The 26,401-nt window shown below is 46.0% G+C and carries 38 protein-coding genes and 5 pseudogenes; 28 read left to right on the forward strand and 15 right to left on the reverse strand.

The window, feature by feature from the left end:
• Positions 1–24: 24 nt before the first annotated feature.
• The 28 genes and pseudogenes from rplB to prfA all read left to right on the forward strand — a co-directional run bounded on the left by rplB (position 25) and on the right by prfA (position 15,912).
• Entirely contained in the window at positions 25–858 is an 834-nt protein-coding gene (gene rplB, locus PLE7327_RS16755) for a 50S ribosomal protein L2 (RefSeq protein ID WP_015144986.1), read from the forward strand.
• 34 nt (positions 859–892) lie between these two features.
• Complete coding sequence (rpsS, locus tag PLE7327_RS16760) at positions 893–1,174, forward strand: 30S ribosomal protein S19 (protein WP_015144987.1); 282 nt, start codon at positions 893–895, stop codon at positions 1,172–1,174.
• A 39-nt stretch (positions 1,175–1,213) separates the two neighbouring features.
• Complete coding sequence (rplV, locus tag PLE7327_RS16765; protein ID WP_015144988.1) at positions 1,214–1,570, forward strand: 50S ribosomal protein L22; 357 nt, start codon at positions 1,214–1,216, stop codon at positions 1,568–1,570.
• Positions 1,571–1,623: 53 nt separating this feature from the next.
• A complete protein-coding gene (gene rpsC, locus PLE7327_RS16770; protein ID WP_015144989.1) occupies positions 1,624–2,346 on the forward strand; it encodes a 30S ribosomal protein S3 in 723 nt (240 codons plus the stop codon).
• A 52-nt stretch (positions 2,347–2,398) separates the two neighbouring features.
• Complete coding sequence (rplP, locus tag PLE7327_RS16775) at positions 2,399–2,818, forward strand: 50S ribosomal protein L16 (RefSeq protein WP_015144990.1); 420 nt, start codon at positions 2,399–2,401, stop codon at positions 2,816–2,818.
• Between the two features lie 3 nt (positions 2,819–2,821).
• Positions 2,822–3,043, forward strand: a pseudogene (rpmC, locus tag PLE7327_RS16780) (50S ribosomal protein L29); the annotation flags it as partial.
• Positions 3,044–3,131: 88 nt separating this feature from the next.
• Positions 3,132–3,380: a 30S ribosomal protein S17 gene (gene rpsQ, locus PLE7327_RS16785; protein ID WP_015144992.1), complete on the forward strand. Its 249-nt coding sequence runs from the start codon at positions 3,132–3,134 to the stop codon at positions 3,378–3,380.
• A gap of 17 nt (positions 3,381–3,397) precedes the next feature.
• Positions 3,398–3,766 (forward strand): 50S ribosomal protein L14, encoded by a 369-nt coding sequence (rplN, locus tag PLE7327_RS16790; protein ID WP_015144993.1) that lies wholly within the window; start codon positions 3,398–3,400, stop codon positions 3,764–3,766.
• Complete coding sequence (gene rplX, locus PLE7327_RS16795) at positions 3,766–4,110, forward strand: 50S ribosomal protein L24 (protein WP_015144994.1); 345 nt, start codon at positions 3,766–3,768, stop codon at positions 4,108–4,110. Before rplN ends, rplX begins: the two co-directional genes overlap by 1 nt.
• 108 nt (positions 4,111–4,218) lie before the next feature.
• Positions 4,219–4,758 (forward strand): 50S ribosomal protein L5, encoded by a 540-nt coding sequence (rplE, locus tag PLE7327_RS16800; protein WP_015144995.1) that lies wholly within the window; start codon positions 4,219–4,221, stop codon positions 4,756–4,758.
• 41 nt (positions 4,759–4,799) lie between these two features.
• Complete coding sequence (gene rpsH / locus PLE7327_RS16805) at positions 4,800–5,201, forward strand: 30S ribosomal protein S8 (protein WP_015144996.1); 402 nt, start codon at positions 4,800–4,802, stop codon at positions 5,199–5,201.
• A 93-nt stretch (positions 5,202–5,294) separates the two neighbouring features.
• On the forward strand, positions 5,295–5,834 hold the full coding sequence (rplF, locus tag PLE7327_RS16810; RefSeq protein WP_015144997.1) for a 50S ribosomal protein L6: 540 nt from the start codon (positions 5,295–5,297) through the stop codon (positions 5,832–5,834).
• A 2-nt stretch (positions 5,835–5,836) separates the two neighbouring features.
• A complete protein-coding gene (rplR, locus tag PLE7327_RS16815; RefSeq protein WP_015144998.1) occupies positions 5,837–6,199 on the forward strand; it encodes a 50S ribosomal protein L18 in 363 nt (120 codons plus the stop codon).
• Positions 6,200–6,270: 71 nt separating this feature from the next.
• Entirely contained in the window at positions 6,271–6,792 is a 522-nt protein-coding gene (rpsE, locus tag PLE7327_RS16820) for a 30S ribosomal protein S5 (protein ID WP_015144999.1), read from the forward strand.
• Between the two features lie 43 nt (positions 6,793–6,835).
• The gene (gene rplO, locus PLE7327_RS16825; protein WP_015145000.1) at positions 6,836–7,285 is read left to right on the forward strand and encodes a 50S ribosomal protein L15; all 450 of its coding nucleotides are present in this window, start codon (positions 6,836–6,838) and stop codon (positions 7,283–7,285) included.
• A gap of 159 nt (positions 7,286–7,444) precedes the next feature.
• On the forward strand, positions 7,445–8,761 hold the full coding sequence (secY, locus tag PLE7327_RS16830; RefSeq protein ID WP_015145001.1) for a preprotein translocase subunit SecY: 1,317 nt from the start codon (positions 7,445–7,447) through the stop codon (positions 8,759–8,761).
• Positions 8,762–8,833: 72 nt separating this feature from the next.
• Positions 8,834–9,397, forward strand: coding sequence for an adenylate kinase (locus tag PLE7327_RS16835; RefSeq protein ID WP_015145002.1), 564 nt, complete (start codon positions 8,834–8,836; stop codon positions 9,395–9,397).
• A gap of 231 nt (positions 9,398–9,628) precedes the next feature.
• A complete protein-coding gene (gene infA, locus PLE7327_RS16840) occupies positions 9,629–9,859 on the forward strand; it encodes a translation initiation factor IF-1 (RefSeq protein ID WP_015145003.1) in 231 nt (76 codons plus the stop codon).
• Between the two features lie 126 nt (positions 9,860–9,985).
• On the forward strand, positions 9,986–10,099 hold the full coding sequence (rpmJ, locus tag PLE7327_RS23590; RefSeq protein WP_015145004.1) for a 50S ribosomal protein L36: 114 nt from the start codon (positions 9,986–9,988) through the stop codon (positions 10,097–10,099).
• A 67-nt stretch (positions 10,100–10,166) separates the two neighbouring features.
• On the forward strand, positions 10,167–10,550 hold the full coding sequence (gene rpsM / locus PLE7327_RS16845; RefSeq protein ID WP_015145005.1) for a 30S ribosomal protein S13: 384 nt from the start codon (positions 10,167–10,169) through the stop codon (positions 10,548–10,550).
• Positions 10,551–10,598: 48 nt separating this feature from the next.
• Positions 10,599–10,991: a 30S ribosomal protein S11 gene (gene rpsK / locus PLE7327_RS16850; protein ID WP_015145006.1), complete on the forward strand. Its 393-nt coding sequence runs from the start codon at positions 10,599–10,601 to the stop codon at positions 10,989–10,991.
• A gap of 115 nt (positions 10,992–11,106) precedes the next feature.
• The gene (locus tag PLE7327_RS16855; RefSeq protein WP_015145007.1) at positions 11,107–12,057 is read left to right on the forward strand and encodes a DNA-directed RNA polymerase subunit alpha; all 951 of its coding nucleotides are present in this window, start codon (positions 11,107–11,109) and stop codon (positions 12,055–12,057) included.
• 138 nt (positions 12,058–12,195) lie between these two features.
• Positions 12,196–12,546, forward strand: coding sequence for a 50S ribosomal protein L17 (gene rplQ / locus PLE7327_RS16860; RefSeq protein WP_015145008.1), 351 nt, complete (start codon positions 12,196–12,198; stop codon positions 12,544–12,546).
• A gap of 15 nt (positions 12,547–12,561) precedes the next feature.
• Positions 12,562–13,407 (forward strand): tRNA pseudouridine(38-40) synthase TruA, encoded by an 846-nt coding sequence (truA, locus tag PLE7327_RS16865; RefSeq protein WP_015145009.1) that lies wholly within the window; start codon positions 12,562–12,564, stop codon positions 13,405–13,407.
• 80 nt (positions 13,408–13,487) lie between these two features.
• A complete protein-coding gene (gene rplM, locus PLE7327_RS16870) occupies positions 13,488–13,946 on the forward strand; it encodes a 50S ribosomal protein L13 (RefSeq protein WP_015145010.1) in 459 nt (152 codons plus the stop codon).
• Positions 13,946–14,359, forward strand: a complete 414-nt coding sequence (rpsI, locus tag PLE7327_RS16875) for a 30S ribosomal protein S9 (protein ID WP_015145011.1) — start codon at positions 13,946–13,948, stop codon at positions 14,357–14,359. The genes rplM and rpsI overlap by 1 nt, the downstream gene beginning before the upstream one ends.
• Before the next feature lie 90 nt (positions 14,360–14,449).
• Positions 14,450–14,701, forward strand: a complete 252-nt coding sequence (gene rpmE / locus PLE7327_RS16880) for a 50S ribosomal protein L31 (RefSeq protein WP_015145012.1) — start codon at positions 14,450–14,452, stop codon at positions 14,699–14,701.
• Between the two features lie 95 nt (positions 14,702–14,796).
• Positions 14,797–15,912: a peptide chain release factor 1 gene (gene prfA, locus PLE7327_RS16885; protein ID WP_015145013.1), complete on the forward strand. Its 1,116-nt coding sequence runs from the start codon at positions 14,797–14,799 to the stop codon at positions 15,910–15,912.
• A gap of 155 nt (positions 15,913–16,067) precedes the next feature.
• On the opposite strand, the gene PLE7327_RS16890 is transcribed toward prfA, so the two are convergent.
• From PLE7327_RS16890 to PLE7327_RS16955, 15 genes and pseudogenes are all read right to left on the reverse strand, one after another.
• Positions 16,068–17,009 carry an SGNH/GDSL hydrolase family protein gene (locus tag PLE7327_RS16890; RefSeq protein ID WP_015145014.1) on the reverse strand — a complete coding sequence of 314 codons (942 nt, stop codon included), beginning with the start codon at positions 17,007–17,009 and terminating at the stop codon, positions 16,068–16,070.
• Between the two features lie 439 nt (positions 17,010–17,448).
• Positions 17,449–18,083, reverse strand: a pseudogene (locus tag PLE7327_RS26685) (heme-copper oxidase subunit III).
• An 80-nt stretch (positions 18,084–18,163) separates the two neighbouring features.
• Positions 18,164–18,937, reverse strand: a pseudogene (locus PLE7327_RS16900) (cbb3-type cytochrome c oxidase subunit I); the annotation flags it as partial.
• Positions 18,938–19,225: 288 nt separating this feature from the next.
• Positions 19,226–19,654: an ArsC/Spx/MgsR family protein gene (locus PLE7327_RS16905; protein WP_015145015.1), complete on the reverse strand. Its 429-nt coding sequence runs from the start codon at positions 19,652–19,654 to the stop codon at positions 19,226–19,228.
• Between the two features lie 167 nt (positions 19,655–19,821).
• Positions 19,822–20,406: a (2Fe-2S) ferredoxin domain-containing protein gene (locus PLE7327_RS16910; RefSeq protein ID WP_015145016.1), complete on the reverse strand. Its 585-nt coding sequence runs from the start codon at positions 20,404–20,406 to the stop codon at positions 19,822–19,824.
• A gap of 85 nt (positions 20,407–20,491) precedes the next feature.
• A complete protein-coding gene (locus tag PLE7327_RS16915) occupies positions 20,492–21,121 on the reverse strand; it encodes a CBS domain-containing protein (RefSeq protein WP_015145017.1) in 630 nt (209 codons plus the stop codon).
• Positions 21,122–21,369: 248 nt separating this feature from the next.
• Positions 21,370–21,573, reverse strand: coding sequence for a putative nitrogen fixation protein NifT (nifT, locus tag PLE7327_RS16920; protein ID WP_015145018.1), 204 nt, complete (start codon positions 21,571–21,573; stop codon positions 21,370–21,372).
• A gap of 154 nt (positions 21,574–21,727) precedes the next feature.
• A complete protein-coding gene (locus PLE7327_RS16925) occupies positions 21,728–21,994 on the reverse strand; it encodes a nitrogen fixation protein NifZ (protein ID WP_015145019.1) in 267 nt (88 codons plus the stop codon).
• Entirely contained in the window at positions 21,981–23,114 is a 1,134-nt protein-coding gene (nifV, locus tag PLE7327_RS16930; RefSeq protein WP_015145020.1) for a homocitrate synthase, read from the reverse strand. Before nifV ends, PLE7327_RS16925 begins: the two co-directional genes overlap by 14 nt.
• Positions 23,115–23,153: 39 nt before the next feature.
• Positions 23,154–23,429, reverse strand: a complete 276-nt coding sequence (locus PLE7327_RS16935) for a DUF2949 domain-containing protein (protein ID WP_015145021.1) — start codon at positions 23,427–23,429, stop codon at positions 23,154–23,156.
• A 178-nt stretch (positions 23,430–23,607) separates the two neighbouring features.
• Entirely contained in the window at positions 23,608–24,153 is a 546-nt protein-coding gene (locus PLE7327_RS16940) for a Dps family protein (RefSeq protein WP_015145022.1), read from the reverse strand.
• 109 nt (positions 24,154–24,262) lie between these two features.
• A complete protein-coding gene (locus PLE7327_RS16945) occupies positions 24,263–24,529 on the reverse strand; it encodes an Asr1405/Asl0597 family protein (protein ID WP_041392268.1) in 267 nt (88 codons plus the stop codon).
• Positions 24,522–25,268, reverse strand: a complete 747-nt coding sequence (gene cysE, locus PLE7327_RS16950; RefSeq protein WP_015145024.1) for a serine O-acetyltransferase — start codon at positions 25,266–25,268, stop codon at positions 24,522–24,524. The genes PLE7327_RS16945 and cysE overlap by 8 nt, the downstream gene beginning before the upstream one ends.
• A gap of 535 nt (positions 25,269–25,803) precedes the next feature.
• Positions 25,804–26,038: pseudogene (locus PLE7327_RS26690) on the reverse strand (type II toxin-antitoxin system YafQ family toxin).
• 5 nt (positions 26,039–26,043) lie between these two features.
• Positions 26,044–26,247, reverse strand: a pseudogene (locus PLE7327_RS16955) (hypothetical protein); the annotation flags it as partial.
• Between the last annotated feature and the right edge of the window lie 154 nt (positions 26,248–26,401).

Here is a 26,401-nt window from a genome sequence, read left to right on the forward strand (position 1 = left end):
ACTGATTAACTGATAACTGAAATTATGGGCATTCGTTTTTATCGACCATTAACTCCGGGCACCAGGCAGGCAACTGTTTCGGATTTCTCGGAGATTACTAAAACTGAGCCGGAAAAATCTCTAGTTACCTACAAACACAGTGCCAAAGGGCGCAACAATCGCGGTGTCATTACCAGTCGCCATAGAGGCGGCGGGCACAAGCGCCTTTATCGCATCGTTGACTTTCGTCGCGACAAACGCAGCGTACCTGCGAAAGTAGCGGCAATAGAATACGATCCCAATCGCAATGCCCGCATTGCGCTTCTATTTTATCAAGACGGAGAAAAGCGTTACATCCTCGCGCCAGGGGGATTGACAGTCGGAATGACCGTCATCGCAGGCGAAAATGCTCCTTTTGAAGTTGGTAACGCTCTACCGCTAGGACGCATCCCTTTGGGAACGGAAGTTCATAATATTGAACTCGTTCCCGGTAAGGGGGGTCAAATGGTTCGCGCGGCCGGAGGTTCTGCCCAGGTTGTCGCCAAAGAAGGCGATTACGTAACGCTCAGATTGCCTTCCAAAGAAGTCCGCATGGTGAGGAAGGAGTGTTATGCCACCATCGGCAAGGTAGGGAATGCGGATGCGAGAAACTTGCAGCTAGGAAAGGCGGGTCGATCGCGCCACAGAGGGCGCAGACCCCACGTTAGAGGAAGCGTCATGAATCCCGTCGATCACCCACATGGTGGTGGAGAGGGTCGCGCTCCCATCGGAAGAAGCGGACCCGTTACACCTTGGGGCAAGCCAGCTTTAGGGGTGAAAACCCGCAATCGAAAGAAACAAAGCAGTTCGCTGATCGTTCGCCGTCGCAATCAAGGCTAGACATAATCCAAAACCTACAATCCAAAATCGAACTATGGCTCGTTCTCTCAAAAAAGGTCCTTTTGTTGCCGACAGTCTCCTATCCAAAATAGAAAAGCTCAACGATAGAAATGAGAAGCAGGTGATTAAAACCTGGTCGAGAGCTTCTACTATCATGCCCGAAATGGTTGGCCATACTATTGCCGTTCACAATGGCAAACAACATGTTCCCATCTATATCACCGAGCAAATGGTAGGACATAAACTCGGCGAATTTGCTCCGACGCGAACCTTTAGAGGTCACGCTAAGAGCGATAAAAAAGCTGGTCGAAGATAAATGATAACTGATTACTGATAACTTAACTAATTACTAAAAATGGCAGTAGATACAACAAACGAAGTAAGAGCGATCGCTCGCTTTGTGCGAATGTCTCCTTATAAAGTCCGACGAGTTCTCGATCAAATTCGCGGTCGCAGTTATAGGGAAGCACTGATCGTCTTGGAATTTATGCCATATAAAGCTTGCGAACCCGTGCTCAAAGCGCTGCGATCGGCGGTTGCCAACGCCGAACACAACAATGGACTCGATCCGGCTAGCTTAGTCGTGAGCAAAGCTTATGCGGATGGCGGTCCGAGTTTAAGGCGCTATCGACCCAGAGCACAAGGGCGAGCCTATCAAATTCGCAAACCTACTTGTCACATTACCGTCGCCGTTGCCCCAAACAGCGACTAATCTAAAGGCGCGACAGGTCGCGTTTCTATCCCCGATCGCTAATAACTGAAACAATGGGACAAAAGATACATCCAATTGGTTTTCGCCTCGGCATAACCAAAGAGCATAAGTCTCGCTGGTATGCCGATACCAAACGCTATCCAGAACTTCTCCAAGAAGATCGTCGAATTCGGCAATATGTCGATAAAAATCTCAGTAACGCCGGAATAGCCGATATTCGCATCGAGCGCAAAGCCGATCAAATCGACCTGGCAATTCACACCGCTAGACCCGGCGTTGTGGTCGGTCGAGGCGGAACGGGAATTGAAGCCTTGCGCGTCGGTCTGCAAGAAGAATTAGGCGGCACTCGACAAATCCGCATCAATGTCATTGAAGTCCCTAGAGTCGATGCGGACGCTACCCTGATCGCCGAATACATTGCCCAACAATTAGAGCGAAGAGTCTCCTTCCGCCGCGTCGTGCGCCAAGCCATTCAACGAGCGCAGCGGGCAGAGGTTAAAGGCATTAAAGTTCAGGTGAGCGGTCGTCTCAACGGAGCAGAAATTGCTCGTACCGAATGGATTCGGGAAGGTAGAGTGCCTTTGCACACCCTTCGGGCTGACATTGATTATTCCTATCGCACCGCTCAAACCATTTATGGCATTCTCGGCATAAAAGTGTGGGTTTTTAAAGGAGAAATCATCCCCGGACAGGAAGAACCCGCGACTCCCCCTCCTGCCCAAGCACCTCGTCGGCAACGTCGCCGCCAGCAATTTGAAGATCGATCGAACGAATAGTCATCGGTCATTAAAAAACAAATGACAAAGAACAAGTAACAAAAGACAAACCATGCTTAGTCCCAGAAGAACAAAATTCCGCAAGCAACAGCGCGGACGCATGACAGGGCTTGCCCAGCGAGGCAGTAAGCTGAACTTTGGAGACTTTGCCCTCCAAGCAACAGAACCCTGCTGGATTACCTCGCGCCAAATCGAGGCGGCACGCCGAGCGATGACCCGTTACATCCGCAGAGGCGGTAAAATCTGGATTCGCATTTTTCCCGACAAACCCGTCACTATGCGTCCGGCAGAAACTCGTATGGGTTCTGGTAAAGGCTCGCCCGAATACTGGGTTGCCGTCGTCAAACCGGGACGCATCATGTTTGAAATCGCAGGCGTTTCTGAACCTGTTGCTCGCGAAGCCATGCGCCTAGCAGCTCAAAAATTACCGATCGAAACCAAGTTTATTACTCGCGAGGAGGAGTATATCTAAGCCATGCCTCTCCCGAAAATAGCAGATGCCAGAAAACTCAGCGATGAGGAACTCGATACCGAGATTTTAGCTGCCAAGCGAAAGCTTTTCGAGCTTAGGCTGCAGCAGGCTACTCGGCGGTTAGAAAAGACTCACGAATTCAAACATACCCGCCATCGCTTAGCTCAACTAATGACCGTAGAGCGAGAGAGACAACTCGGTATCGCCTCAAAGACCACCCCAGAAACCTCTCAGGGAAAAGAACCAACGGCAGCAGCGAAGAAAAAAGCTAAAGCCAAGTCATCAGTAACTCAAGAAGAGGAATAAACTTGCCATGGCAGTAAAAGAAAGAGTCGGAGTGGTTGTCAGTAACAAAATGGAGAAAACCGTGATTATTGCCGTCGAAAACCGCTCTCCTCACCCTAAATACGGCAAAATTGTCGTCAAAACTAAGAAATTTAAGGCTCACGATGAAGAAAATCGCTGCCGGGAAGGCGATCGCGTTCGCATTCGCGAAACTAGACCACTCAGCCGTACCAAGCGCTGGATAGTAACCGAAATTCTTAACACTGATACCCCGTAATTTAGAGGTACGCAACCGTGATTCAACAGCAAACCTATCTCAATGTCGCTGACAATAGTGGCGCTCGCAAACTTATGTGCCTGCGGGTTTTGGGGACTGGCAATTGTACCTATGGCGGCATCGGCGATCAAATCATCGCCGTCGTCAAAGATGCCATTCCCAATATGCCTATTAAGAAATCAGATGTTGTCAGAGCCGTGATCGTCCGGACTCGTCAGTCCTTGCGCCGCGAGAGTGGCATGACCATTCGCTTTGACGATAATGCCGCAGTTATCATCAACGCAGAAGGCAACCCTAGAGGCACTCGCGTTTTCGGACCCGTAGCGCGGGAATTACGCGACAAAAACTATACCAAGATTGTTTCTCTGGCACCGGAGGTCATCTAATGCCTAAAAGCAACTCTTCCAATCGGTACAAGATGCACGTCAAAAAAGGCGACACCGTTCAAGTCATTTCGGGACGCGACAAAGGCAAAGTTGGCGAAGTTCTGCGGGCGATTCCCAAAACGAGCAAAGTGATCGTCAAAGGCGTAAATATTAGAACCAAGCACGTCAAACCTCGCCAAGAGGGAGAGTCGGGGCAAATCGCGACCTTTGAAGCGCCGATTCACAGTTCTAATGTAATGCTTTATTCCCAAAAAGAAAAGGTCGCCAGCCGCATCTGCTATACCTTCACCGAAGACGGTCGCAAGGTAAGGATGCTTAAGAAAACTGGAGAAATCATCGATTAGGGCAAAAGAAAAAAAGGAAAAAGGAAAAAATGTTTTGCCTTTTTACCTATTTACTTTTAACTTAAAAATTCCCTGACCAAGCCCAGGGATGTAGAGGAAATTATAACAATGACACAGCGACTCAAAACTTTATATCAGGAAACTATCGTTCCCAAACTCAAAGAGCAGTTTGGCTATAGCAATATTCACGAAGTTCCAAAAGTAGTAAAAGTAACCGTTAACCGAGGATTGGGCGAAGCCTCTCAAAATGCTAAAGCATTAGAGTCCTCGATTAGCGAGTTAGCCGTCATCACCGGACAAAAACCCATCGTAACGCGGGCTAAAAAGGCGATCGCTGGCTTCAAAATTCGCCAAGGTATGCCGGTGGGGGTAATGGTCACCTTACGTTCCGAGCGCATGTACGCTTTTTTAGATCGCTTGATCAATTTAGCACTTCCCCGCATTCGCGACTTTCGCGGTATCAATCCCAACAGTTTTGACGGACGCGGCAACTACAGTCTTGGCATCAGAGAACAGCTCATCTTCCCCGAAATCGATTACGATAGCATCGATCAGATTCGCGGTATGGATATCTCCATCATTACCACAGCCAAAACCGACGAAGAAGGTCGCGCTTTGCTTAAAGCAATGGGGATGCCCTTCCGTTAATCTTTGAATCCTTAATAATTAGGAGAAAATAACAGGAAATAATGGCAGCAATCGACACGATTTCAGACATGCTAACTCGCATCCGCAATGCTTGCGCGGTTAGGCATCCAACCACCCAAGTGCCCATTACTAAAATGACGCGCAGCATTGCCAAAGTTCTCAAAGACGAAGGGTTTATTGAGGACTACGAAGAAGTTGGCGAAGGCATTAACAAACAGTTAGTCATCTCCCTTAAATACAAAGGCAAAAATCGCCAACCCTTGATTACCACCCTCAAACGGGTCAGCAAACCCGGACTGAGAGTTTATTCTGGCAGCAAAGATTTACCTCGCGTTTTAGGAGGAATCGGCATCGCGATCGTTTCCACCTCAAAAGGTATTATGACAGACCGGGAAGCTCGAAAACAAAAAGTGGGTGGCGAAGTCCTCTGCTATATCTGGTAGTTATTGGTCATTAGTCATTGGTTATTAGTAAAAATAAAGGACGAATGACAAAAGACAAAGAATAAACAATTAACTAATAACTGGTAACCGATCATGTCTCGAATTGGCAAACGCCCGATCGCAATTCCCAACAAAGTCACCGTGGAAATTAACGGATTAAATGTTGTTGTCAAAGGACCGAAAGGAACCCTAGAAAGAACGCTACCGCCCCAAGTCAAAGTCGAGCAAGAAGGCAATACGCTAAAAGTCTTGCGACGAGACGAATCAAGAGTGGCTCGCGAGCGCCACGGGCTTTCCCGTACCCTCGTTGCCAACATGGTAGAAGGGGTTTCCCAAGGCTTTCAAAAGCGCCTCGACATCCAAGGAGTGGGATATCGAGCGCAAGCGCAGGGCAGCAAGCTTACTCTTAACGTAGGATACAGCAAACCCGTTGAAATGATGATGCCCAAAGATATACAGGTAGCGGTAGAAAACAACACGCAAGTTGTCATTAGTGGCATCGATAAAGAAATAGTCGGTAATATCGCCGCTCAAATCCGTGGCGTCCGACCGCCAGAACCCTACAAAGGTAAAGGGATTCGCTACCAAGGAGAATTTGTCAGACGTAAAGCTGGTAAGACAGGTAAGAAGTAACGATGAAACCGACACGAGTAGAATTAATCAAACGTCGTCACAAACGATTGCGCAAGAAAGTTACGGGCACGCCCGAACGTCCCCGCTTGGCTGTTTTTCGCTCTCACAAGCACATCTACGCGCAAATTATTGATGATGTTGCCCAGCATACCCTAGTAGCTGCCTCGACGCTAGAACCAACTCTCAAAACAGAGCTATCTACGGGGGCTACTTGCGAAGCATCGGCTGCCGTAGGCAAGCTAGTCGCACAACGCGCCCTAGAAAAGGGAATCGAGAAAGTCGTCTTCGACCGAGGAGGAAACCTCTATCACGGTCGCGTAAAAGCTTTAGCTGAAGCCGCTCGCGAAGCTGGATTGAGTTTCTAGGAATTGGTGATTGGTTAGCGATTAGGAGAAGGCGACTAATAACTTACACCGAACAATAAAGGATACTAATTATGGCAAAACGTCAAAAAAGCAGTCGTACTAAAACCAAAGAAACTAACTGGAAAGAGCGAGTCATTCAGATTCGCCGCGTCAGCAAAGTGGTCAAAGGCGGTAAAAAATTAAGCTTCCGCGCGATCGTTGTCGTCGGTAACGAAAGCGGTCAAGTTGGCGTAGGCGTAGGAAAAGCCGGCGACGTTATCGGAGCCGTCCGCAAAGGAGTCGCCGACGGGAAAAAACAACTCATCGAAGTGCCCCTAACAAAAGCCAGCTCCATCACTCATATTACTAGGGGAGCCTCTGGCGGCGCGAAAGTAATTATGCGTCCTGCTGCCCCCGGTACAGGGGTAATCGCTGGCGGAGCCGTGCGAACCGTGTTGGAGCTAGCTGGCGTTAAAAATATCTTGGCGAAACAGCTTGGCTCTAATAACCCACTGAATAATGCCAGGGCAGCCGTAGATGCGCTATCAACGCTGCGAACCTTTTCAGAAGTGGCACAAGATAGAGGTGTACCCGTCGAACATCTCTACACCTAATAGACCGACCGAATCGTCTTAAGTTGCTATATGAGGAAAAATTATGAGAATCCATGACACTGTTCCCAAAGCAGGGTCTAAAAAGCGCCGCCGTCGCGTTGGTCGCGGCATTTCAGCCGGACAAGGAGCTAGCTGCGGTTTTGGCATGCGCGGTCAAAAATCTCGCTCCGGTTCGGGAACCAGACCTGGCTTTGAAGGAGGACAAATGCCACTTTATCGGCGCGTCCCGAAATTAAAACACTTTCCAATTGTCAATCCCAGCTATTACACGATCGTCAACGTTGGCAAGCTAGCATCGCTTCCGGCTAAAACCGAAGTAACTCTAGAAAAACTGATGGAAACAGGAATCGTCACCAGTAACGACGGTCCGCTCAAAATTCTTGGAGATGGCGAGTTAACGGTAGCTCTAACGGTAAAAGCGGCTGCTTTTACTGCTAGCGCGAAGGAAAAAATCGAGGCGGTGGGCGGCAGTTGCGAAGTCGTAGAAGGCTAAACTTGACATTACTTTTTGAAAATGTCATCGACGATCGCCCTTCTCTCGGTCGGATGGCATGTTAGGATTATTAATTTAAAGGTAAATAAAAGTTAACAAAGCCTAAAATTTTTACCTCCCCAACTTCCCAATCCGCCAACCCACAAGAGGTAGCCACCCATGGTCGTCAGTCGAGATAAAACCCCCACGGCTCAAGAAACTTTCCTACAAATGGCACAAGCAGCCGGATTGCGAGGTCGGCTGCTGATTACTCTAGGTCTTTTGATCTTAGTTCGCTTCGGGATCTCCATTCCCATACCGGGAATCGATCGCGCGCGATTTTCTGCCGATATTGCCAACCTTCCCATCTTCGGAATCTTTGATTTCCTCACGGGAGGAGGTTTGAAAGCAGTCGGACTATTTGCATTAGGCATCCTGCCCTACATTAATGCTTCCATCATCATGCAGCTTCTAGCCGCTGCCATACCAGCCCTAGAAGACTTACAAAAAAACGAAGGCGAAGCGGGGCGACGAAAAATTTCTCAGATTACTCGTTATGTAGCACTAGGTTGGGCAATTATCCAAAGTTTGGGAATTACGATTGGTTTGTTGCGTCCCTACGCCATTAATTACGGATTTTGGTTCGTAGCCCAAACCGTTTTGGCACTGACGGCTGGCTCCATGTTTGTCATGTGGGTTTCGGAACTGATTACCGAACGCGGCATTGGCAATGGAGCTTCTCTACTCATTTTTCTCAACATCGTGGCGGTCTTGCCAAAAACGCTGGGAGACACGATTGACTTGGCTCAAACGGGCGGTCGAGACACGATCGCGAAAGTCGTTCTTCTGCTACTCGTTTTCTTAGTGACCATTATTATGATTGTCTTCGTCCAAGAAGGCACTCGCAGAATTCCTATTGTTTCTGCTCGCCGTCAAGTCGGCAAGAGACTCTACCGAGAAAGAACGAGCTATTTACCCCTGAGACTCAATCAGGGTGGTGTCATGCCAATTATTTTTGCCTCGGCTGTTTTGTTCTTGCCATCTACACTAGCCGGACTTTTCAGCAATCAAGGCAATATCAGTCAGGCTTTGGTGCAAGTGGCTAATACCCTACAGCCCGGTAGCTGGATCTACATAGCAGTCTACTCACTCATGATTATTTTCTTCAGCTACTTCTATGCCTCCCTAATCGTCAACCCAGAAGACGTATCAAAAAATCTTAAGAAAATGGGAGCTAGCATCCCAGGGATTCGTCCAGGAGAAGCGACGACCAAGTATCTTCAAGGCGTGCTCAACCGCTTGACTTTCCTAGGAGCAATATTTTTAAGCGTTGTTGCCATCGTGCCTACCCTGGTAGAAGGTGCGACGGGGGTAACGACTTTTAGAGGATTGGGAGCCACTTCTTTGCTCATTCTCGTAGGCGTGGCAATCGATACGGCTAAGCAAATTCAAACCTACGTAATTTCTCAACGTTACGAAGGAATGGTCAAACAGTAGGCAGTAGGGACAAGACATATCTTGTCCCTATCGATCTCTGATGCGCGTATTAAAAAGCATTTAGGAAAAAGAATGGCAAATACCACTGGATTAATTTTTTTAGGGCCTCCAGGAGCGGGAAAAGGAACCCAAGCAAGTCTTTTGGCAAAATTTTATAGTATTCCTCATATTTCTACCGGAGAAATTCTCCGAGGGGCAATTGCCGAACAAACTCCACTGGGTCAGCAAGCTCAGAGTTATATGGACAAGGGAGAATTGGTTCCCGACACGCTGATTTTAGAGTTAGTTAAAGAACGGTTGGGTCAACCCGATGCAGGAAAAGGCTGGATTTTAGACGGGTTTCCCCGCACCGTTCCCCAAGCGATTTTTTTAGACAAGCTGCTTGAAGAACAAAATCATACCTCCGAGCGCGTTCTAAATTTAGACGTTCCCGACGAGGTCATCCTAGAACGCCTGCTTCAGCGAGGCAGAAAGGACGATACTGAGGAGACAGTTCGCCGACGCTTAGAAGTGTATCGAGAGCAAACCGCACCGCTGATCGAATACTATCGCGATCGCGGTAAACTTCATCATATCGATGGCAATCGCTCGCCCGAAGAAGTTACTGAAGCTTTGAAGGAAGCGATCGCGCTTTGAAAGAAAATGACTGGGAACCGGAAGATTAATTAGAAGGGCTAAAAAATTAATTTCTAATTGCTACCGTCCTCGGACTATCGTCGGGCGGGAGCGTTTAACCTCAATCTCCAGTCTCAGGTAAATTTTTGATAAGATAGATAAATAAGGGGATGATATCGTGCTACATCAATTGTTGAGCTGGGCGAGCGATTAGTACCCGATTCCACAAAAAAATTATTGAGGATTATTACTTTGTCAAAACAAGACCTGATTGAGATAGAAGGTACAGTAACCGAATCTCTTCCCAATGCGATGTTCCGCGTCGAACTCGACAACGGATTTAATGTTTTAGCTCATATTTCCGGCAAGATTCGTCGTAATTATATTAAGATACTTCCCGGCGATCGCGTCAAGGTAGAACTGACCCCATACGATCTCACCAAAGGAAGAATTACTTATCGTCTTAAGAATAGTAAAAAATAAGTAGTGGGAAAAGCTCTGCCAAAGCGATCGCAACTAAAAAAAGAGACAGATAAGTTTTATATGACCTGACAAAGTTCCTTAATTACTGATATAATTAAAAACTTGCAGTGTTTGCCCATAAACGGCATGAAAGTTAGAGCATCAGTCAAGAAAATGTGTGAAAAGTGCCGCGTCATCAGACGACGCGGTAGAGTCATGGTGATTTGTACTAACCCGAAGCACAAGCAGCGCCAAGGTTAGTGGCAATCCACCAGAAGTCTTCAACATCCTTTGTAACCAAACTACAAAATTCAGAGGGAGAAAAAGCGTGGCAAGGATTGCTGGCGTAGACCTACCCCGCGACAAACGCGTGGAGATCGCCCTAACTTATCTATACGGCATCGGTCTATCTCGTTCACAAGAAATATTAGCAAAAACTGGTGTAAATCCGGACATCAGAGTTAAAGATTTAACGGATGAAGACATCGCAACGCTTCGTTCGTTCATTGAAACCAACTATCAGATCGAAGGTGACTTGAGACGTTGGGAAGCAATGAACATCAAGCGCTTGATCGATATCGGGACTTATCGCGGTCGCCGTCATCGCTTGGGACTCCCCGTGCGAGGACAGCGAACCCGTACTAATGCGCGGACTCGTCGCGGCAGACGAGTAACCGTCGCCGGGAAGAAGAAAGCTCCCGCCAAGAAATAACCTTATCTTTTTAACTTCACTTATACAGAGAAATCTCGACTAAGCAATATGGCGCGACCAACGAAAAAAAGCGGCGCAAAAAAACAGAAAAAAAACGTACCTAACGGCATCGCTCACATCCAATCTACTTTCAACAATACCATCGTCACGATTTCCGACACCAGGGGAGACGTAATTTCCTGGGCATCAGCCGGGTCGAGCGGCTTCAAAGGAGCTAAGAAAGGCACGCCTTTTGCAGCGCAAACAGCTGCCGATCAAGCAGCTCGACGAGCCATCGAACAGGGGATGCGCCAGATCGAAGTTATGGTCAGCGGACCGGGGGCAGGTCGAGAAACCGCAATTCGAGCCTTGCAGGGTTCGGGTTTGGAAATCACCTTAATTAGAGATGTTACTCCGATTCCTCACAATGGCTGTCGTCCGCCTAAGCGGCGTAGAGTTTAAGTCAGCGACCAGTGACCAGTGACCAGCAATCGGTTCCTAATGACTGATGATTGGCAGCTAACACTGATTACTGATAACTGATTACTGATAACTGATAAGCATGGGAGGTCAGTCGGTGGCACAGTTTCAAATTGAGTGTGTAGAATCTAAGACTCACAAAAATCAGAGTCAATACGGTAAGTTTGTTTTAGAGCCTCTCGATCGCGGTCAAGGGACGACAGTAGGCAATGCCCTCAGACGAGTTTTGCTCTCGAATTTAGAAGGAACTGCCATAACGGCAATTCGTATTGCTGGAGTCAATCACGAATTCGCGACGATTCCAGGGGTGAGGGAGGACGTACTAGAAATCATGCTCAACATGAAAGAGATCGTCCTTAAAAGCTATACTCACCAGCCTTTAATCGGTCGCCTCGTGGCAACTGGGCCGGCTACGATAACAGCAGCCAACTTTGACACCCTTCCCTCAGAAGTAGAAGCGATCGACCCCAACCAGTATATAGCCACCTTAGCTGAAGGGGCAAAGCTGGAAATGGAGTTTCGCATTGAAAAGGGCAAAGGGTATCGCGCGATCGAACGCGGTAAAGATGAAACAGCTGCAATAGACTTTCTCCAAATCGATTCGGTCTTTATGCCAGTTACCAAAGTCAATTACAGCGTAGAAGACGTGCGAGTTGACGACGCTCAGGCAAAAGATCGACTGATTATGGAAATTTGGACGAATGGCAGCATCAGTCCCAAAGAAGCGCTTTCTCAAGCAGCTAATATCATTGTCGATCTGTTCAATCCTCTTAAAGATCTTAACGAACTAGATACCAAACCTATCGACGATCGGGATGAGATCCCTCCTGAGAGTCAGATTCCTATCGAGGAGCTTCAGCTGTCAGTTCGCGCGTATAATTGCCTCAAACGAGCGCAGATTAATACTGTTGCCGACTTACTCGAATACAGCCAGGAAGATCTCTTAGAAATTAAGAACTTCGGGCAAAAATCGGCAGAAGAGGTGATCGAAGCTCTGCAAAAACGTCTGGGAATTACTTTGCCCCAGGAAAAAACAGTGAAAGCATAGCTCGTTAATTCAGTTAAGATGTAGCTAGCTGCGGCAAAACAAAGACAAAAGTCAAAAATAATCTTTTTGCCTTTTGTCTGTTTATTTTTGTCTTTAGAAGATAAAATTTATCTCGCTAAATATATAAGGAAAAAGAAAATGCGTCACCAATGTCGCGTACCACAACTAGGACGACCGGCAGATCAGCGAAAAGCGCTACTCAGAGCGCTGGCAACAGAACTGATTCGTCACGGTCAAATTACCACGACTAAAGCTCGCGCTAAAGCCGTTCGCTCGGAAGTCGAAAGAATGATTAGTCTGGCAAAAGATGGTTCCTTAGCAGCAAGGCGAGCCGCTTTGGGCTATATTTATGACAAACAGTTGGTTCATGCCTTGTTCGAGGCAGCTAAAGAACGTTACGGCAATCGGAACGGGGGATACACCCGGATCGCTCGTACCGTGCGCCGCCGGGGAGATAACGCAGAAATGGCAATTATCGAGCTAGTCTGAGCCGAATTGAGATTGATGTCCGAGAAGACAGAATTAGAAAACTCAGAACGGGTGGCTCTCGTCATTCAATACGTGGGAACCAATTTTTCTGGCTGGCAGCGACAACCCAAACGGCGAACCGTACAGGAAGAAATTGAAGCCGCGATCGCGCAGGTACTTCAACATCCCGTCAGTTTAATTGCGGCAGGACGTACCGATACAGGAGTTCACGCCGCCGCTCAAGTCGCTCATTTCAACCAAAAAAGCACGATTCCCGCCTCCCGTTGGGCAGTTATTCTCAATTCTCGGCTACCCGAAGATATTTTGATTCGAGCCTCGGCTAAAGTTTCTCAAACCTGGCACGCTCGCTTTTCAGCTCTGTGGCGGCGTTATCGGTATACGATTTATACTGACAAGCGTCCTAACCTGTTTGTTAAGCCTTTTAGCTGGCATTATTATCATGCTCCCCTGCAAGAATCTCTCATGCAGGCAGCATTGACCTCCATGCTCGGAAAACACCACTTTGCTGCTTTCCACCGCGCTCGCTCCGCACGTAGGCACTCTTGGGTAGAGGTTCAAGAAGCCCAATGCTATCGACAAGGACCTTTGCTACACATAGAGATTCAAGCAAACGCCTTTTTATACGGGATGGTGCGCCTTCTGGTGGGAATGCTAGTAGAAGTTGGAAGCGGCAAGCGATCGCTAGAAAACTTTACCGATATTTGGTTCAACCAAAAGCGAGAAGAAGTTAAGTATGCGGCTCCAGCAAAAGGTTTGTGTCTGCTGCGAGTCGGCTACCCCGAATTTCCCTTTTCCCCTGACATTTGGTACGATACGCAACCCATCTTTCATTTTAATGAGGAGCTAGTCGTTAGTGGTTAGCAGGAAGAAAACAACTAACTACTCACTACTAACAACCAACTACTAAATAACCAACTACTCACTACTAACAACTAACAACCATGACTACTAAAACGCCACTTCCCACTCAAGAAACTATAGAGCCAAAATGGTACGTCATAGACGCTACCGATCAGCGCTTGGGCCGTCTTGCCTCAGAAATCGCGAAGATCCTCAGAGGAAAAAATAAGCCTATTTTTACTCCTCACATGGATACAGGCGATTTTGCGATCGTCATCAACGCCGAAAAAGTTATCGTTACGGGCAAAAAACCCAAGCAAAAGGTCTATCGCCGCCATTCGGGACGACCGGGCGGAATGAAGACAGAAACTTTCGAACAACTGCAACAGCGCATTCCAGAGAGAATTATCGAAACCGCCGTCAAAGGAATGTTGCCCAAAAACTCCTTGGGTCGCAAACTATTTACCAAACTCAAGGTCTACGCGGGATCGACGCATCCCCACCAAGCCCAAAAACCCGAAGAACTAAAAATTAATACTATTCCAACCGGAGGGAACTAATGCAAGCAACAGAATCTCAAGATAAAGTCGTCTATTGGGGAACGGGTCGCCGTAAATCTTCTGTGGCAAGAGTTCGTCTCGTTCCCGGCAGCGGACAGTTGATTGTCAATGACAAACCCGGAGAGATCTACTTCAATAGAATCCCCGGTTATCTACAAGTTATTAAAGCTCCTTTGGAAACCCTGGGTCTAGAAAATGAATACGACATTTTAGTCAAAGCCCACGGCGGCGGACTGACAGGACAATCTGATGCTGTTAAACTAGGAGTAGCTAGAGCTTTATGTCAACTCGCGCCAGAAAATCGCCAACCGCTAAAAATTGAAGGGTATTTAACCCGCGATCCCCGCGCTAAAGAGCGCAAGAAATACGGCTTGCACAAAGCTCGTAAGGCACCTCAATACTCTAAGCGATAAAATTAAATTGTCATTTGTCATCGGTCATTAGTCATTCGTAAAAAAACAAAGGACAATTAACAAATGACAAGGGACAAATAGGAAATAACTATGCCAAAACCTGACATTCATCCCACTTGGTATCCAGAAGCAAAAGTCATTTGTAATGGCGAGGTCGTCATGACCGTTGGCTCCACCAAACCCGAAATTCATGTCGAGGTTTGGTCGGGCAATCATCCCTTCTTTACCGGAACGCAAAAACTGATCGATACTGAAGGACGAGTCGATCGCTTCCGCCGCAAATACGGAACGCTCGGTAAAACCGACCAGAAAAATAAAGCTTCTAATGCAAAAGAAAAATAGCGGCTCGATTGACTTGTCTTGACCCAGCAGAAATTCTGCTGGGTTAGCCCTGTCTATCGCTCAGTCGAGCTATTTTTGTATTAGGAGCAACTTCCATGGCTGAATCTTACTTACTCGAAAAACTACAATCCGTCGAACAAACTTTTAAAGAATTGACCCGCCGCCTTGCCGATCCGGATATCGCCACCAATCCAGAAGAGTTGCAGCGAGTCTCGAAGGCGCGTTCTTCTTTGGAAGAGACGGTTAATACCTACGAAACTTGGAAAAAAACCAAGGAAGACTTAGCCGGAGCCAGACAAATTCTGAAAGAATCTGGCAGCGATCCAGAATTAAGGGAAATGGCTGCTCTAGAAGTCGAAGAATTAGAGGAAAAATTAGCCCAGCTAGAAAAACAGCTCAAAATCTTACTCTTGCCTCGCGATCCCAACGATGATAAGAACATCATGCTAGAAATTCGCGCTGGGACTGGCGGGGACGAGGCAAGTATTTGGGCGGGCGATTTGGTGCGTATGTATTCGCGTTATGCTGAGTCCCAAAATTGGAAAGTTAAACTCGTCAGCGAGTCGCTAGCCGAATTAGGAGGTTTCAAAGAAGCCATTCTGGAAATCCAAGGCGATCGCGTTTATAGCAAACTAAAATTTGAAGCGGGCGTTCACCGAGTTCAGCGAGTGCCTGTCACGGAAGCAGGCGGACGAGTCCATACCTCAACGGCAACAGTAGCGATTATGCCAGAGGTGGATGAGGTAGAAGTCGAGATCGATCCCAAAGATATCGAAATAAAAACGGCGCGTTCTGGCGGTGCTGGAGGACAAAATGTTAATAAGGTGGAAACAGCAGTAGACTTGATCCACAAGCCGACCGGAATCAGAATATTCTGTACAGAAGAGCGATCGCAATTGCAAAACCGCGAGCGAGCCATGCAAATTTTGCGAGCTAAGCTCTACGAAATGAAGCTGCAAGAACAGCAAGAAGCAGTGACTTCCATGCGGCGATCCCAGGTGGGAACGGGAGCGCGGTCGGAAAAAATCCGCACTTATAACTACAAAGACAATCGCGTCACCGATCACCGATTGGGACAAAACTTTAACTTAGCCGCTGCTTTAGAGGGAAACCTAGAAGACATGATTCAGGCTTGTATTGCTCAGGATCAGCAAGAACGTCTAGAGGAATTAGCCACTTCTCCTACAACGGCTGAGGTATTGAGTAATTGACGCTCTGTTAACCTAGGCATGGGAGTCACCTCCCCATGCTTGGCTCCAGGAACTGGACATGAAAGTTGCCCCTTCATCCGGCTCCTCTCCGCGTTGACCCTTGTCATAGGTACTAATATCAATTTTTACTTCTATCTGTAAAATTTTTCCGATCTCTAAAGAACAGATGAGGCAGCTTCACCTAAAACGCGGTGAATTGCGGCGGTAGGGTGAACATTGTCCCAAAAGAGATACTGGTCTGGATTTGCACCACTTGCAGGAGCTACACTCAAAAATGGTCGATCCACAACGGTAAGCCCAAATCTCTGCGGTTTGGCGATCGCGCGATCGAACAAACTGTTAACGTCAAACAAGGTTATATTGACATCATCAGGTAATTTTTTTTCTAACTTATCTAAGTTTTTTGCCAACAAACTATTGTGTCTGTTGCTTATCTTTGTAAGAGCCTCGGAAGAACGGACAATCTTTTCGCCGAATACGTCCCCTCCTGTGAGTGCGCCTGGAGTTCTACCCAAATCGGGCAAGTTGGGGATGAGAAAATCACGTCCGCCGCGTTGGTAAAGAGATTTGATGCTGTCTGTGATATTCTCGACGACATCTTTGGGTTTGGCACTTGAGTCAAAGAAATAATCGTTTGCCCCACCCCAAATAACAAATAGGTCATTGGCATCAGCCGATTTTTGGAAGCGGTCGTGGTCTTGAGTAAACTGAGCTACCTGATCTACCACTGTTGGCAACAAACCGCGATTGCCCGTGTTTCCTTCCGTTTCCGTGCCTCCATAGGCAAAGTTGACGCTTCGATCTATAGTTTTGCCGTCGAAAGAGCCAGTCACGGATAAATCGGTAGAAGCGGTAAGATCGTCTACTCCCAAATTCTGTGCCAGAATTTCTACCCAAGTAGATCCGTTTGTAAAGCGTCCGTTGAAGTACGGAGGACTAGGAGGTGCGCCGATAAGTTTAAATGTGTTTCCTATATCAGAGAGACTATCTCCGAAAATGTAGAGATCGTCAATGCCGTTTGTTTCCGAACTCGCCAATCCTACAAGAGGCTCATTACTTTCTAAGCCAGTGAGATTATCGTTATTGTTTTCCGGCATTTTTGTTTTTTTAAGGAAAAATCACGAAAAATATATCATATGTCGGAATTTTTAGGACTATTTTTAAATTATGATTCTGATTAGTTAAATTTACTTTCTTAAGCTGCTTTTATTGATACTTTAAGTTGCATAATTGCAAACTAGCAAATATGTAAATTAGTATCTGGCAAGTAAAACAATAGAGCCTCTAGAAAAATACTATTCATCAGACTCGCACCAAATATAGGATCCCCGAAGAAAGGCTTTCTAAACTCGTTCCCAGGCAGCAGCCCCTTTATCGAGAAGAGCGCGGTTCTAGCTTGAAAAAACAAGAGGTAAAGATGGAAATTGAGGATTTAATCTTCGATATTTCACTTAATTCTTTTGACAATAAAAAAAGGCGATCGCAGCCAAACCCGATAAAGATTTCCCATGCGATCGCCAATTTCGAGCAATTCAGTTAAAACCTAGTCAGAATGTAGAGCAGCGAGAAAAGGATAATCCAGATGATATCGACGAAGTGCCAGTAGATTTCTGCCATTTCTACGCCGACGTGTTTAGCAGCATTATAGTGACCTTGACGGCGCGATCGCCACAATACGTCCAGGATTAACAAAACCCCAATAGTAACGTGAAGGCCGTGAAATCCAGTCATCAAGTAAAAACAGTTGGAAAAGATATTAGTCGTCAACCCATAACCGAGGGTTAGATATTCGTATACCTGACCAGCTAGGAATACAATCCCCATCAGGGCAGTAACGATACGATATACCAAAGCCACAACCCACCAACATCTCCTTTCTTGATGGCTACATCGCCTTGGTAGATGACGAAACTGCTAGACACCGGAATAATTGTATTGATTGCAGGCAATAATAACTCGACTTCGGTTCCTTCTGGAGGCCAATTGGCAGCCGCACATCGGTAAATTAATTAGGCAGCAAACATCTCCCCAAACATTAAAGATTCAGAAACCAGGAAGACGAGCAACCCCAGTACTCGATAATCGGGATGTTCTGCATGAGCAGTAGCTGCAATGGCATGAGGGGTTGAGGAGTTGGAAATTATCGGAGATTCAACAGTCGATCCTTGCATAGATTTCTTTTGTTGTTTGATAGTTGAGAGTAGTTAGTAGTTAGTGGGAAGCTTTAAACTAACTACTAACCAATAACTAATTAATTCTTTAACTCCGAACTTACTTCTGAGAGTATCTCCGATACGGATTCGCTTTCGTCAACGCTGAGGCTGTCAATGCCATAATCGTAAGGCCCTGCCCAGAGAACAGGAGGTTCCTCAAAGTTTTCGATCGCGGGTGGAGAAGTGGTTTGCCATTCCAGAGTCAATGTCTGCCAGGGATTGCGACCCGCAACTTCCCCAGCTCTCCAACTCCAGAGAATATTAACAATGAATGGCAAAACGGAGATGCCCAAGATATAGGCACCATAGGTACAAATCTCATTAAGTGGCGTAAATTGCGGGTCGTACATGGCTACCCGTCGCGGCATTCCTTTCAATCCGAGTTCGTGCATCGGCGAAAAGGTGAGGATGGTGCCGACAAAGGTAAGAGCAAAATGAATGCGTCCCAAAGTTTCGTTGAGTTTGCGTCCCGTCATTTTGGGGAACCAGTGATAAATTCCCGCGTAAATGCCAAAGACGGAACCGCCAAAGAGGACGAAGTGAAAATGAGCGACCACATAGTAAGTGTCGCGAACGTGAACGTCAAAGGGAGCAGTTCCCAGAGTAACGCCACCGATCCCGCCGAAGACGAACATTGCCAGCAAACCGATCGCAAATAGCATGGCACTGGTAAAGCGAATTTTACCACCCCAGATTGTAGCGACCCAACTGAAGATTTTTACGCCCGTAGGCACGGCAACCATCAGGGTAGAAATGGTCAAGAACATCCGCATCCAAGGTGGGGTGCCGCTGGTAAACATGTGGTGTACCCACGTTGGGCTATTAAAACCGGAGATTGGTTATCGTCTCATCGTCCTCTCAAGGTTAAGAAACATGGACGACAGCAAGCTAGCGTTTTTCGTTATGGCTTTGATTATCTTCGCTCTATTTTCACTGATTTGGATTTGAAATCCAACGACTTTCTCTACTCTTTACAATTTTTGTCCTGTACTTAAAGAAAAGTGGGAGAGATAAGGAGGATGCGGAAGATGATTAGACCACATGTGGCACTCTAACAAGCAGAAATTTAGATGAGAAATCCAGGGACAAATGACAAATGACTAACCCTTAGTAGGACAAGGAGTTTGTTCGTGAGAGCGAGGACAAGTTTCTATATCTCCAATCATACTAGGTTCGGGTGTTAACCCAATCCAAGCATCAATTTGTTCGGGATTGAACCCGACTTGACGAATTTTTCCTACCTGAATTAACGGACGACGAATTAACAGAGAATCTTCTATCATCAATTTCAAGGCAGTTGGCTCGTCTAACTCTAAAGGATTAATCTCTCCTGATTTGATACGAGGTGCAGTGTAATTGAACCACTCACTAACAGGTAAATTGCCAAAAAATAGACGCAAATTTTCTGGTTTCCAAGGTTCTTTTAATAAATTATGAACCTCCAACTTATGTCCAGCAGCATATAGTAAAGCTTTCTGCTTCGCATTATTAATACAACCAGGTTTTTCGTAAAAAACTACTTTAGCCATAACTCACCTCAGTTTTGGATTGACAGGTATTTATCCAACAACCCGCCTGCCAATTAATTAGCAGGCTAATAGCAAAAGTTCTCTCAAGAGAACTGCTTATAGCACTGAGTCCATTTAAATAGACTTTAGCTATGAGCAAGGAAATTAATTTCCTTGCAGGTAATCGTTTACTTACAAGAAATGCAGAAATGCTTCTCCAAAAACGAAAGAATACTATCAAGATCCATGCGATCGCAGCGAGTTTCTTTTTCTCCTGGCATTAAAATAAAATTTGGCGCTTTTTTACAGCGTTTTTGACAGCCAGTTCGTTCGATCTCGACATGATTTTGCAATCCTAACTCAGACAAAGCTTGTTCTATTTTTTCATGTAAATGCTTGCCCCCTCGCTTGAGACAGCCTGACTTGTGACACACTAAAATTTTGGCTTTAGATTTACCTTTTTTGGAATAGCTAATTTCTTCAAGATTGTCTGGCATTGGTTCGCTTTGGCGGCTGAGGTTAATAATTCGAGTAGCTTTGAGTTTATGGATGCCTGTCTCTGGTTTTAAGGTTTCATCGCCGATAATTTTAAGGCGATCGCCAGGAACAATATTTAAATCTACAATTTCCCGTCGTAATGACTTAGATAGCTTAATAGGAAATCGCTCCTCGCCAATCGCAATGCGCACATATTTGGGCGTACCTTTCGACCAATCGAGAAATTGAATAAGTTCCCCTTCGACTTGAAATTGAAATTTCGTTTGTGGCAACATAGTTGTCTCTAAGGAGGTAAGAGTTTGCGCTCGCCTTGTTTTTTTCCCGAGGCGGGGATTGCCCGCCCCAGGTTTTTATACCTAATTAGGTTGTCGTTTCAAGTACCTGATGGCGCACTTGCAAAATTTCTGGATGTTCTTGACAGAACGCCTGGAAAGGTGTTGTATCGGGAATGACTGTTCCTTCTTGATAAGCTGCCTCAGCTTCCAAGTCTTCTACCAAAGCCCAAGCATCAATGCATTCCTGAGAAGTTGCGCCTTTTGCCGCACTAATTGCTTTTGCTTCCTCGATGGCTTTTTCCAGTTCTCGCCGCAATAGAGGGACTTTAGGATTTTCCAAGAAATCGCCTTTAAAAAGAATGTCGCTCTCTGAGACTATGCCCAATAGCCCGCCCTGAATAACGGGAGCAATGCGAATGCCCGTATTGGCAAACAGTCGCGCTACATACTCCACGCCCAGATCGGGGTTAACTACAATACAGGGCTTGGTCATAATTTCGTAGACGCGAATTGTTTGGGGATCTTTCCCATAAGCAATTACTTTGCTGACAATATCGGAGTGAGTAACGATGCCATAAGCATCTTGACTATTGCGAAGATCGACAATTAGCGCCCGCAGTTCTTTAAACTTCATCAATTTTACTGCTTCTGCTATTGTCGCCGAACCTCGAATGGTGGCTACATCATAACTCATGATATCGGATGCCCTCAGCATAGAATTAACTCCTCTCAAAATTTGAGCATTGAAAAAATTGGCGTACTCAACTGCCAGTAACTAAATAGATCGCCCCACTCAGAATCTAAAGTTAAAGAATATGACGGGGTGACAAGCAATCTGAAATCTTGGCAAGGCAGAAAGCAGAAGGTAAGAACTTCAGGAGTTTTAGAGTCATCTCATCCTCAGCATTTATGCGCAAAATCAATCGACTTCAGAAAGGATGTCACCCTGCCAGATTCAGACTTTTATGCGATTTTCCTTGCTTCAGTCGTTATTGGTAACTTTAACGGTTCTTCGAGTTTAGAAAACAGAAGTTCCCAACCATTTGCTAAGGTCATCAGTATGCCCTCTTGCATTACAGTTTCTTTGACAACTTCTTCTTCTAAATCTTTTTTAGGCACGTAAACCGACAAGTGTCCGGCAGGATTTTTGTGCAACATTACTTTCATGGCAATCTCCTTTTTCAGTTAATATTTGTCCTTTGTCCAAGGTCATTTGTCATTTGTCATTTGTCACTTATCCAATATCATTTGTCTAGTATCGAAAGTCCTTTGTTTTTACTTCCGACTTCCGACTTCCGACTTCAACAATGACCAATGACGATTAATCAACGGCTTCCAATTCCTTTGTGCGGCAACCGACGACTACATCGCGATCGATAAAATGCACCGCATAGATGTAATAGCTTTGCAAATAAGTACCGATGCTGACGACGTAGCCTTCATCTCCTTTTTTGGCGAGGACTTCACCAATGTCTCTACCGGGAAACGTTCCGTCATTGCGAATTAGCTTGCGAACCCTAACTTTCTGTTCCATGTTGAAAGCTGGGGGATCGTCTAATTCGATTTCTCCTGGGTTATACAATCCCATTGGCTATACTCCTTTTCGGGACGATATCGAGCAATTCTTCTACGGTTAAACTGCGTTTGAGATTGACTGACATATGTCTGACGGCATCAATAACGGATTGCGCTTCTTCTCTGGTTAAGGTGATGCCATGCTCTTTAAGAAGCGTCAATACTAGATGTCTTCCCGAATGCTTGCCGACGACTAAGCGGCGTTTCCAACCAACTTCATCTGGTGAAAAAGGTTCATAAGTGGCGGGATTTTGCAAAACGCCGTGGGCATGAATGCCGGACTCGTGAGCAAAAGCATTTTCACCGACGATCGCTTTCCAGGGAGAAACGGGACAACCGGACGCGGCGACGACGAATTGAGATAATTCTCGCAATCGCTCGGTTTTGATGCCCAAGTCAACGCCATAGATGCGTTTGAGTGCCATGACGATTTCTTCTAGGGCAGCATTTCCCGCTCTTTCGCCCAATCCGTTGACAGTTGTATTGACGGATGTCGCTCCCGCACGCAGCCCCGCTAGGGCGTTGGCAGTGGCGAGTCCGAGATCGTCGTGGGTGTGCATTTCAATGGGAATTGACAGCCATTTGGTCAGTTGGCTGACTTTTTCAAAGGTAGTCACGGGATCGAGAATGCCTACCGTATCGCAAAAGCGAAACCGAGAAGCGCCCCACTCTTGAGCAGAGAGTGCTACATCGAGAAGGAAAGTTTCGTCTGCACGAGAAGAGTCTTCTCCGCCAACGGATATCCACAAACCGCGATCGCAAGCATAGAAAATTGCCTCTCGCAGGCGATTGAAAATCAGTTCGCGATTGCCACCAAATTTAGCTGCAATCTGAATTTCTGAGACAGGAACGGAGATATGTACCCGTTGCAAACCACAGGCAATAGAAGCTTTAACATCGGAGCGAACAGCTCGATTCCAGCCAATTAATCGAGCGTTCAGCCCCATTTCTACAATAGCGGAGATTGCCGTAGCTTCAGAACCGCCCATTGCCGGAATGCCGACTTCGAGTTCAGAGATGCCGATCGCATCGAGCAGCGTAGCTAGGGCAACTTTTTCTTCTAGGGTAAAGGCAATTCCTGCGGCTTGTTCCCCATCCCGTAGCGTCGTGTCATTAATTTGAATCGAATTCATTATTGCTCCCTAATGTGAAAGCGGACAGGTAAAGCCTCTTCAGTGGAAGGCGGCTATGAGAGGACAGATTTTGGCTTTTTTGCCTTCTGCTCTCTCAAGCAAATGTTTTACGCCTAATGCAGCTTGACTGTCGAACCAATCAAAGATTCGCTGTAGCTGTTCTAGGGAAATAAAGCCATACTGCCAGAGGAGCATGGCTAAGGGATCGTTGGATTGTTGCCTTTTTTCTGTGACCATCGCCAAGTCTGCCTTGGGGATGGCAAGTTCTTCATGCAAAAATTGATGAAATTCCGTAAGTGAAGAATTGGATTCCATGACAGCACCATTTTCAGTTACCAGTTACCAGTAGAGACAAACGGCTGTTTGCTCGTACAGTTACTAATGATTTAAAGGGTGAGAGATGAAGTGTGGATTTGACTTAACCTTATGTTGAACTCGTTTTATCTTTCTCCTTCAATTCTTCATCCTTGATTCTTTATTGGATAACCGATCGCTATCTAGCAAGTTTGACAAAGCTTACAGTCAAGCTATCTTCTGCGAGGAAGTGTTCGAGATGGAAAGCTCTGTCTTCGGTTGCGAGCAGGATTTGTTCGTAGAGATAGCGAGTAGCGCGATCGCCCACGCTTTCGGCTTGATTGGCTTGACGGCGAATTAAGTTAATGACGGCTTGTTCGGCTGCTAGATCGTGTTCTAGCATCTGACGCGCCCTAAAAATACCATCTTCTTCTTGGGTAAAACAGCACAATTCGGCAAGTTTGCCAAAGCTGGCGACTGGCGTACCGCCCAAACCATTCAAGCGTTCTCCAATATCGTGAACGTGGTCTGCAACTGCCCCATAGCTGTCTTGGAAAAACTGATGTAATTGATAAAATTCAGACCCCTCAACGACAAAATGATGTTTTTGGTATTGGAGATAAAGGGCTTGGAAGCTTGCTAGAGCAATATTTAAGCCTTCGCAAACGGGAGTCGTTATTTCCCTTCCTAAGCCAATGGGATTGTCCGATACTTCTCCAAAGGGACGAAACGTTGTATTTGTCATGGTTTGATTCTCAGTTATTTAGATTTTGGATTTTGGATTAATAGTGTTCAGTCATCGATCGCTGGCTATACTCCGCAATTTACAATTATTGAATTGCGAATTGTTTTGGTCACTGATAACTGTTAACTGATTCAGCTTCCCAGCACCGTTCCAACCAATCCACTAATTCTGGACGAGCAGCGAATAACTGTTGAACGGTACTGCGTAACAGAATTGCATCGATGCAATTGTTAACTTCTACTAAGAGTGACCCATCGCTGGGACACCAACAAGGAATATTTAATTCGTGGAGGCGGTGATAGACGAGCCAGCGATCGCTGCGAGAAACTTTCGCCACCTCCCAGACGAATGCTTGAGAACTTGAAGGGTTATACATCATTGTAGTGACGCTCTCTTTGTAAATTCCGTATCTGTTGTTCCATTTGCTCGATGCGATCGAGTAACATCCGAATGACTTTCCCTTCTACATCGGGTAATTTGCCATGTTCTAAATGTTCTAGGGAACAACCATGACCCGTGCGCGAAACGATGCGACCGGGAACTCCCACCACCGTACAATCGCTTGGGACGTTTTGCAGGACGATCGACCCCGCACCGATGCGAACGCGATCGCCAATATTAATATTTCCTAAGACTTTAGCACCCGTCCCGACAACGACGTTATTGCCCAAGGTTGGATGGCGCTTGCCACTCTCTTTTCCCGTTCCCCCCAGCGTGGCATTTTGATAAATTAAACAATAGTCTCCAATAATAGCCGTTTCCCCAATGACGACTCCCATGCCGTGGTCGATAAATACGCCTTCTCCAATGGTTGCGCCGGGGTGAATTTCAATACCAGTCAAAAATCGTCCCACGTGCGAGAGAAAGCGGGGCAGAAAAGGAACGCTTTGACGATAGAGCCAATGAGCAAATCTATGTAGCGCCAAAGCATGTAAACCAGGATAGCATAACAATACTTCCAACCAATTTCGGGCGGCTGGATCTCGCTCGAAGATGATTTGAAAGTCCTTCCTCAGCGCCTGCAAGGGAGGGAGGGTCAGAGGACGCGGGCAATCCGTCGAGGAAGCCTTTACCTTCCAAGGTTGGTTTGTTTTTAGGGTGATGGGATGTAGCATCGAATTGGGCGATCGAATTTGAGGGTTTCGATGTTTATACCAAGTGCCCCTAGATAGATCGCACTAATTCGTGTTGGTTAAGATTATTTGATTAATCAACTTGCACTCATTTTAGTAGAATCTTGACAAGATAAAGCTTAGAGTTATTTGAAAAAAATTTTTTGGGTCGAGGGGCTAGTATTTTTTAATAGGGGTTAGAGTATTTATGCATGGAGGCGCAAGTATTTGTGTACTCAGGTTTAAACTCGCTCTAATCCAGTTCTGTTAGACTTTTTGGGCAATTCATCGAACAATTTTTAGTAATGTGGCTTTGAACTCAAAAATCGATTCTTTCATCGATCTTGAAACCTTTACCTAGTAAGTCCTCTAGCTTTTAAAACAAAATTTTTTTGAATGGTTTGAGTAGGCAATAAAATTCCTATCGATTAAATGTTAAATTAGATACAGAATTAAATTCCGTGACAGCACTGGGGAAGCCGAAGATGCTTACTCCAGTTTTTTTTAGAGTTGGCAGGACAACTAAGAGCTAGGCAAGCTAATACACTTCATCGTGACTGCCGATGTCAACAAAAACGGCTTTTCCATCATCTGTGAAGTAAAATATGACTCTCTCGTCGTATTCCAAATAATTTATGAGTTTTCAAGCTGCGCTCAAAAGGATCGTTGGTAAACAGCTCTACTTTTTGCCAAAACTTTACTTCTAAGTCCGCATTTGCCTTAATTCGCTTTTTGAAAGCACGACGAAAGGAAGAGCTAAAACTAATCTCGATCGTTGCTCTTCCATCAGTTGCCTGAGTTCGTTAATATCGGAAGAAAACTTTAAATTACCTTTTTGTTCTTCTGCTTGACTCATTCTGAAGTTATTATAAATTTCTTCTCGTCGTTCTTCCCTCAAATATTGCCTCAGTAGCAGTTGAATTTCTTGTTTTTCTTCAATAGAAAGTTTTTTAATAGCCTCGACTAGGTCGCTGAAGCTCATGACGCGAAATATTTTGTAGTCTTTATTCAATTAATTTAGCACGATGCAGATAGGATGGCGATCGCGCTCTCAAATCACAACAGCCGAGTAATAATGAAGCAAGAGGCAAGATAGCCAACCCATATCTACTTGCTTTTTAGTGATTGTAACCATT

This window comes from Pleurocapsa sp. PCC 7327, assembly GCF_000317025.1.
Classification (GTDB): domain Bacteria; phylum Cyanobacteriota; class Cyanobacteriia; order Cyanobacteriales; family Microcystaceae; genus Hydrococcus.

Bases quoted from the DNA above. Each gene is read 5' to 3' on its own strand.
- rplB (WP_015144986.1), top strand. From the start codon at position 25: ATGGGCATTCGTTTTTATCGACCATTAACTCCGGGCACCAGGCAGGCA.
- rpsS (WP_015144987.1), top strand. From the start codon at position 893: ATGGCTCGTTCTCTCAAAAAAGGTCCTTTTGTTGCCGACAGTCTCCTA.
- rplV (WP_015144988.1), top strand. From the start codon at position 1,214: ATGGCAGTAGATACAACAAACGAAGTAAGAGCGATCGCTCGCTTTGTG.
- rpsC (WP_015144989.1), top strand. From the start codon at position 1,624: ATGGGACAAAAGATACATCCAATTGGTTTTCGCCTCGGCATAACCAAA.
- rplP (WP_015144990.1), top strand. From the start codon at position 2,399: ATGCTTAGTCCCAGAAGAACAAAATTCCGCAAGCAACAGCGCGGACGC.
- rpsQ (WP_015144992.1), top strand. From the start codon at position 3,132: ATGGCAGTAAAAGAAAGAGTCGGAGTGGTTGTCAGTAACAAAATGGAG.
- rplX (WP_015144994.1), top strand. From the start codon at position 3,766: ATGCCTAAAAGCAACTCTTCCAATCGGTACAAGATGCACGTCAAAAAA.
- rplE (WP_015144995.1), top strand. From the start codon at position 4,219: ATGACACAGCGACTCAAAACTTTATATCAGGAAACTATCGTTCCCAAA.
- rpsH (WP_015144996.1), top strand. From the start codon at position 4,800: ATGGCAGCAATCGACACGATTTCAGACATGCTAACTCGCATCCGCAAT.
- rplF (WP_015144997.1), top strand. From the start codon at position 5,295: ATGTCTCGAATTGGCAAACGCCCGATCGCAATTCCCAACAAAGTCACC.
- rplR (WP_015144998.1), top strand. From the start codon at position 5,837: ATGAAACCGACACGAGTAGAATTAATCAAACGTCGTCACAAACGATTG.
- rpsE (WP_015144999.1), top strand. From the start codon at position 6,271: ATGGCAAAACGTCAAAAAAGCAGTCGTACTAAAACCAAAGAAACTAAC.
- rplO (WP_015145000.1), top strand. From the start codon at position 6,836: ATGAGAATCCATGACACTGTTCCCAAAGCAGGGTCTAAAAAGCGCCGC.
- secY (WP_015145001.1), top strand. From the start codon at position 7,445: ATGGTCGTCAGTCGAGATAAAACCCCCACGGCTCAAGAAACTTTCCTA.
- PLE7327_RS16835 (WP_015145002.1), top strand. From the start codon at position 8,834: ATGGCAAATACCACTGGATTAATTTTTTTAGGGCCTCCAGGAGCGGGA.
- rpmJ (WP_015145004.1), top strand. From the start codon at position 9,986: ATGAAAGTTAGAGCATCAGTCAAGAAAATGTGTGAAAAGTGCCGCGTC.
- rpsK (WP_015145006.1), top strand. From the start codon at position 10,599: ATGGCGCGACCAACGAAAAAAAGCGGCGCAAAAAAACAGAAAAAAAAC.
- rplQ (WP_015145008.1), top strand. From the start codon at position 12,196: ATGCGTCACCAATGTCGCGTACCACAACTAGGACGACCGGCAGATCAG.
- truA (WP_015145009.1), top strand. From the start codon at position 12,562: ATGTCCGAGAAGACAGAATTAGAAAACTCAGAACGGGTGGCTCTCGTC.
- rplM (WP_015145010.1), top strand. From the start codon at position 13,488: ATGACTACTAAAACGCCACTTCCCACTCAAGAAACTATAGAGCCAAAA.
- rpsI (WP_015145011.1), top strand. From the start codon at position 13,946: ATGCAAGCAACAGAATCTCAAGATAAAGTCGTCTATTGGGGAACGGGT.
- rpmE (WP_015145012.1), top strand. From the start codon at position 14,450: ATGCCAAAACCTGACATTCATCCCACTTGGTATCCAGAAGCAAAAGTC.
- prfA (WP_015145013.1), top strand. From the start codon at position 14,797: ATGGCTGAATCTTACTTACTCGAAAAACTACAATCCGTCGAACAAACT.
- PLE7327_RS16890 (WP_015145014.1), bottom strand. From the start codon at position 17,009: ATGCCGGAAAACAATAACGATAATCTCACTGGCTTAGAAAGTAATGAG.
- PLE7327_RS16905 (WP_015145015.1), bottom strand. From the start codon at position 19,654: ATGGCTAAAGTAGTTTTTTACGAAAAACCTGGTTGTATTAATAATGCG.
- PLE7327_RS16910 (WP_015145016.1), bottom strand. From the start codon at position 20,406: ATGTTGCCACAAACGAAATTTCAATTTCAAGTCGAAGGGGAACTTATT.
- PLE7327_RS16915 (WP_015145017.1), bottom strand. From the start codon at position 21,121: ATGCTGAGGGCATCCGATATCATGAGTTATGATGTAGCCACCATTCGA.
- nifT (WP_015145018.1), bottom strand. From the start codon at position 21,573: ATGAAAGTAATGTTGCACAAAAATCCTGCCGGACACTTGTCGGTTTAC.
- PLE7327_RS16925 (WP_015145019.1), bottom strand. From the start codon at position 21,994: ATGGGATTGTATAACCCAGGAGAAATCGAATTAGACGATCCCCCAGCT.
- nifV (WP_015145020.1), bottom strand. From the start codon at position 23,114: ATGAATTCGATTCAAATTAATGACACGACGCTACGGGATGGGGAACAA.
- PLE7327_RS16935 (WP_015145021.1), bottom strand. From the start codon at position 23,429: ATGGAATCCAATTCTTCACTTACGGAATTTCATCAATTTTTGCATGAA.
- PLE7327_RS16940 (WP_015145022.1), bottom strand. From the start codon at position 24,153: ATGACAAATACAACGTTTCGTCCCTTTGGAGAAGTATCGGACAATCCC.
- PLE7327_RS16945 (WP_041392268.1), bottom strand. From the start codon at position 24,529: ATGTATAACCCTTCAAGTTCTCAAGCATTCGTCTGGGAGGTGGCGAAA.
- cysE (WP_015145024.1), bottom strand. From the start codon at position 25,268: ATGCTACATCCCATCACCCTAAAAACAAACCAACCTTGGAAGGTAAAG.